The sequence below is a fragment of the Desulfofundulus sp. genome, assembly GCF_049701015.1.
Classification (GTDB): domain Bacteria; phylum Bacillota; class Desulfotomaculia; order Desulfotomaculales; family Desulfovirgulaceae; genus Desulfofundulus.
This window is the reverse complement of record NZ_JBNATZ010000203.1, coordinates 541-4,468: the sequence shown is the minus strand read 5'-3', so window position 1 is coordinate 4,468 and position 3,928 is coordinate 541. Positions and strand designations below refer to the sequence as shown.

8 protein-coding genes are annotated in these 3,928 nt (G+C 57.4%); all 8 read right to left on the bottom strand.

What is annotated here, in order from left to right:
• Positions 1-153 precede the first annotated feature (153 nt).
• Entirely contained in the window at positions 154-426 is a 273-nt protein-coding gene (locus ACPLUI_RS11410; protein ID WP_424660384.1) for a hypothetical protein, read from the bottom strand.
• Positions 427-534: 108 nt separating this feature from the next.
• Positions 535-783, bottom strand: a complete 249-nt coding sequence (locus ACPLUI_RS11405) for a hypothetical protein (RefSeq protein WP_424660383.1) — start codon at positions 781-783, stop codon at positions 535-537.
• Positions 784-912: 129 nt separating this feature from the next.
• Entirely contained in the window at positions 913-1,071 is a 159-nt protein-coding gene (locus ACPLUI_RS11400) for a hypothetical protein (RefSeq protein WP_424660382.1), read from the bottom strand.
• An 80-nt stretch (positions 1,072-1,151) separates the two neighbouring features.
• Complete coding sequence (locus ACPLUI_RS11395; RefSeq protein ID WP_424660381.1) at positions 1,152-1,367, bottom strand: hypothetical protein; 216 nt, start codon at positions 1,365-1,367, stop codon at positions 1,152-1,154.
• Positions 1,352-1,786 carry a hypothetical protein gene (locus ACPLUI_RS11390; protein WP_424660380.1) on the bottom strand — a complete coding sequence of 145 codons (435 nt, stop codon included), beginning with the start codon at positions 1,784-1,786 and terminating at the stop codon, positions 1,352-1,354. The genes ACPLUI_RS11395 and ACPLUI_RS11390 overlap by 16 nt, the downstream gene beginning before the upstream one ends.
• Entirely contained in the window at positions 1,783-2,457 is a 675-nt protein-coding gene (locus ACPLUI_RS11385; RefSeq protein ID WP_424660379.1) for a hypothetical protein, read from the bottom strand. Before ACPLUI_RS11385 ends, ACPLUI_RS11390 begins: the two co-directional genes overlap by 4 nt.
• Positions 2,458-2,541: 84 nt before the next feature.
• Positions 2,542-3,111 (bottom strand): hypothetical protein, encoded by a 570-nt coding sequence (locus tag ACPLUI_RS11380; protein WP_424660378.1) that lies wholly within the window; start codon positions 3,109-3,111, stop codon positions 2,542-2,544.
• Between the two features lie 396 nt (positions 3,112-3,507).
• Positions 3,508-3,696, bottom strand: a complete 189-nt coding sequence (locus ACPLUI_RS11375; RefSeq protein WP_424660377.1) for a hypothetical protein — start codon at positions 3,694-3,696, stop codon at positions 3,508-3,510.
• Positions 3,697-3,928 lie beyond the last annotated feature (232 nt).

Here is a 3,928-nt window from a genome sequence, read left to right as displayed (position 1 = left end):
CGACTTCTTGTCCCCGGGAATTTCCACTTCGCTCCCGCACAGCGGACACAGCTCTGTTGTAGTCATGTCTGTAAAGGGCGGACCCCCGGCGGCCCGCCCTTACTCACCTCCTTGTCTGAAGTGGTCTGGGGCGGGCCGGGCCGCCTCGGGAATTCACAGGTATTTTCTAAGCACTGCGTAATCACCCGGCGGGACAACTTTCCAGCTGTTGACTCCTACTGCTTCCGAAAAGTCGGCGGAGTAATATACCCCGTCCTCAAAAATGGTCTCGTCTGCAAAAAAGTCCTTGAAATAATTTTCAACCGCTTGCTCGGGAGTTTCGCCCTCCCGGAGCTCCAGCAGGACTACCTCCGCGAACTCCACTTCTCCATGCACACAGGTATACCAAACCAACACGCCGGACTTCAACTTTTCGTCTGCTGTCATACTCTCACAGGGCAGGCCCCCGGCGGCCCGCCCCTTTCCACCTCCTTGTCTGAAGTGGTCTGGGGCGGGCCGGGCCGCCGCGGAAAATAAAAGACGGTTGTCCTGACTTCAGCCAGCAAAACTTGCGACAGAAAGTTCCAGGTTCAGCTCCTCAACTGCCCTTTCTATTGCTTGCACTTCTTTTTCGTCCTCGTCGCTCTCGACTGCGATCGTGAAGCCCGATATCCCCAAACCAGCGCACTCCCTGACCAGTTCGGCTATCCTGACTACCGGCCCCGTTACCGCCATGTCGACCCAGTCATCTTCGTACTCCTCGTACCGGCAGCGAAGACCCATGCTTTCCGCCTCTCTTGCCACGACCGCCTGTCGGATACCGTCCAGGGCCGCCAGGAGCGGATCCTCTGTGTGCCTTCTTCTTACGACCCACAGCGTCGCCATGCATACAGGGCGGGCCTGACCCGACCCGCCCCATTCCCTCCTTTCCGTTTACGCCGCCGTCAGGTGGGGCTGCAATGCCTCGGGCGGCAGTGCTACCAGGTATTCGTAGTCGACCTCTACGACCACCAGGCCATTTTCGAAACCAACTACTTTTCCGTAACCACCTCTCGGCAGCAGTACCCAGCTGCCAATCTCCAGTTTTTCCATACGCCACAGGACGGCCCCCGGCGGCCCGCCCCTTTTCACCTCCCTGTCAGGTGATTAGGCGGGCCGGGCCGCCCTGATCTCTAAACCTGTCCGTAAACGGTAATATTGGGTTCGGCGCTCCGGAGAGCGTCCAGCATGTACTCAACGTCACTCTCGTCCAGCACGGCAACAGCCGTGCAACTCGAGTAGGCGTCTTCGGCCGCGGCTCTCGCATCGTCCATGCCCGGCGCTTCGACTACCGGCGCGTACCACCATTCCTCGTTTTCCATGTCGTGCAGGATCACGATGTACCGCATCGAATCCCTCCTCCCGGAAGGTTTTCGCCCGCTGCAAGCGCCTGCCGGAGACGCCCGCAGGCGTATTCCCGGCAAACTGCCGGACGCCTGTCCCGCGGCAGCAAGCAGCCGTGGCTGGACCAGTACTGGCAGTAGTCCGGGTCGATACCGGCACGCCGCAAAGCCTCCCTGTACCGCTCGCCCCTGTCAGAGTTCTCGTGGGCGATATAAGGATCAAACAGCGGGGGCATGAAACCGAGCGCGCCGGATTCCTCGAATGCGTCGTACCAACCGGACAACCAGTCGGTAAACCAGGTATGACCGTCCGGAAACGCGCCGCCCTCGGAGGCGGGCCTGTATATCTGGCAGCACTTACCCCCGCAGGCGGCGCAAACAGACGGAATACAGACGTCGCGACCCATACCGGCACCTCTCTTCACGCGCAGAGCTCCCGGAGCACGTCGCACTTCTCCAGGACGCAACCCGGCAGGAGGCCGCGTTCCAGAAGGAAACGCCTGATTTCCCGTCCCTCCAGTTCCGTCCCCGTTTCCGTCACGACCAGGCCATCCCGGAGGTAGCTGACCCTGCGGAGCGGTTCCTGAAGTCCATCCGGAACTTCTCCTAAGATACCGTTCTCCCTGGGGTCGCTCCCGTAAAAACCTGCGCAGGAGTCGACGCTTACGATATCCCCGTCCACAACCTCGTAGACAGTGAAACCGTAGACTTCCCCACGGAGCCACCGGTCGTAAGTGTCGACCTCACCGCGCAGGATCTCCTCAACCCTGCGGAGAACGTCTCTCGTTACCCGCTTCACCATAAGCTCTTCCCGCACCTTTTCTTTGGTAACGTAGATCCACCCCACCTGCCCGGAATCCCAGGGACATGAGAACGGTTTCGTGGACATGGTGATCCCGCCGTGATCATAGAGGTACAGCGGCAAAATTACCGCCACGTCCGCCTTCCTCGCCCATTCCTGAAAGTCGTCCGGAGCATGAAAGCTGTGCCGGTCGCCCAAATTGTACCTCCGGTGCCAGCACACCATCGTCCCCAGGTTGTCCCATTCCCGCGGACTCGGACAGGTCTCGTCACGCCAGATCCTCACCAGCTTCATCGACAGGAGGGCAGCGGACCCCGGCGGCCCGCCACCCCAAACACCTCCTTCTTTACTGGGGTCTCGCGGGCCTGCCGGGCGGCCCTATGCACTGAGCACTCGACACTCGTAAAATACCAGGTACGGCTCACCGACCGGTCTCTTGTTCAGGTCACAGTCCCTGGCCAGCGACCACTCGAGGTAAAGGTGGTATCCCTGCTCCAAAAACCCCTGCATTTTGACTGCTGCGCGCCGCCCGCAGCGGTACACGCTCAAAAACGGTCCCGGCAGTCCGGACACTTCCCTGCTGTGGATAATGTACCTGCAGTCTACCCGGCCGTACGTGACCAGGTTCCACAAGTCCCTTTCGCAAGCCTCTATAATTGTTTGATCGCTTCCAATGTCGATAATTCCACTCATCAATGCTACGAAGTAAGGATAGCAGATTGCCTTTATGCCGGGCAGTCTGGAAAACTCCCGGTATTTCTCCCGGGCTTCCTCTGCCGTCACGCCCACGGCCCGCGGCAGGTTTACGTCGGTGCCGCTTTCAGCGACCGTCCGGACCGTCCACAGCAACTCTTCGTCGAGGACAGTACCTTCGTCCATGAACGACCACCGGACGGCGGGAAGCCCCAGCTCTTTCAACAGGCTTAATCCTTTCAGCTTGTTGATCATTTTTGACAACTCCTGATTTTTGCAGGTAAAACCGAAAACAAAAGCCGCGCAGCCTATCCTTGTACAGCCGCACGACTTCTCTTCTAGATGCCTCCAGCCGAACAGAAAAGCCCCACCAGCCCGAAAAAGGCACAGTGAGGCTTCTGGCCCTGTGTTTTCTTACCTTCCCCGGCCTCTTAAAAGAAGCCGTAAAAATTACTTCCCTCCGGTATCTTAAAAGCACCGGCAGTTAAAAACATACCACAATTTAATTCTACCACGCCGCTCGCAAAAAAGCAAGCCGGACCCGCTTTCCGTACCGGCAGGGCAGCCCGCGAGACCAGCTTCCCGGTTTTTCACCGTAGTAGTGGTAAGAGGAACTTCCTTTCTTAGAGTTCCTCATTAGTTCTGGAAACATCATAAATGTAAAGATATACTTGATGCATCTTCCCACTTATCAAAGCTAGATTTTAAAATCAAAGGCTTCTCTTTAACATAAGGTTTAATTTTCTGTTCAATTCTCTCAAGGTTCTTTTCAGCTTCCTCAAATCGCTTCCTCAACTCTTCACTAACAGTTAATCTCGCCTCTAATTTTCTAGTATTCACGTCATACTTCCTCCTCTTCCTGGTGTTGTGACCCTGCTACGCACCTCCCAGGGTTCATCGTCAGCGTGTCAACACCGCAGGATTGTTACCCCGTGGGGCAACACCTGCTCTTACGGTTCTTCACCGCAAGCCCCCTACTTCAGTAGAGGGTAGTTGACAATTTTCGTTCGCCCGGACAATCGAGTAGGAGGGGGCGGCTAGCCCCCGTCCTCTCACACCACCGGACATGCGG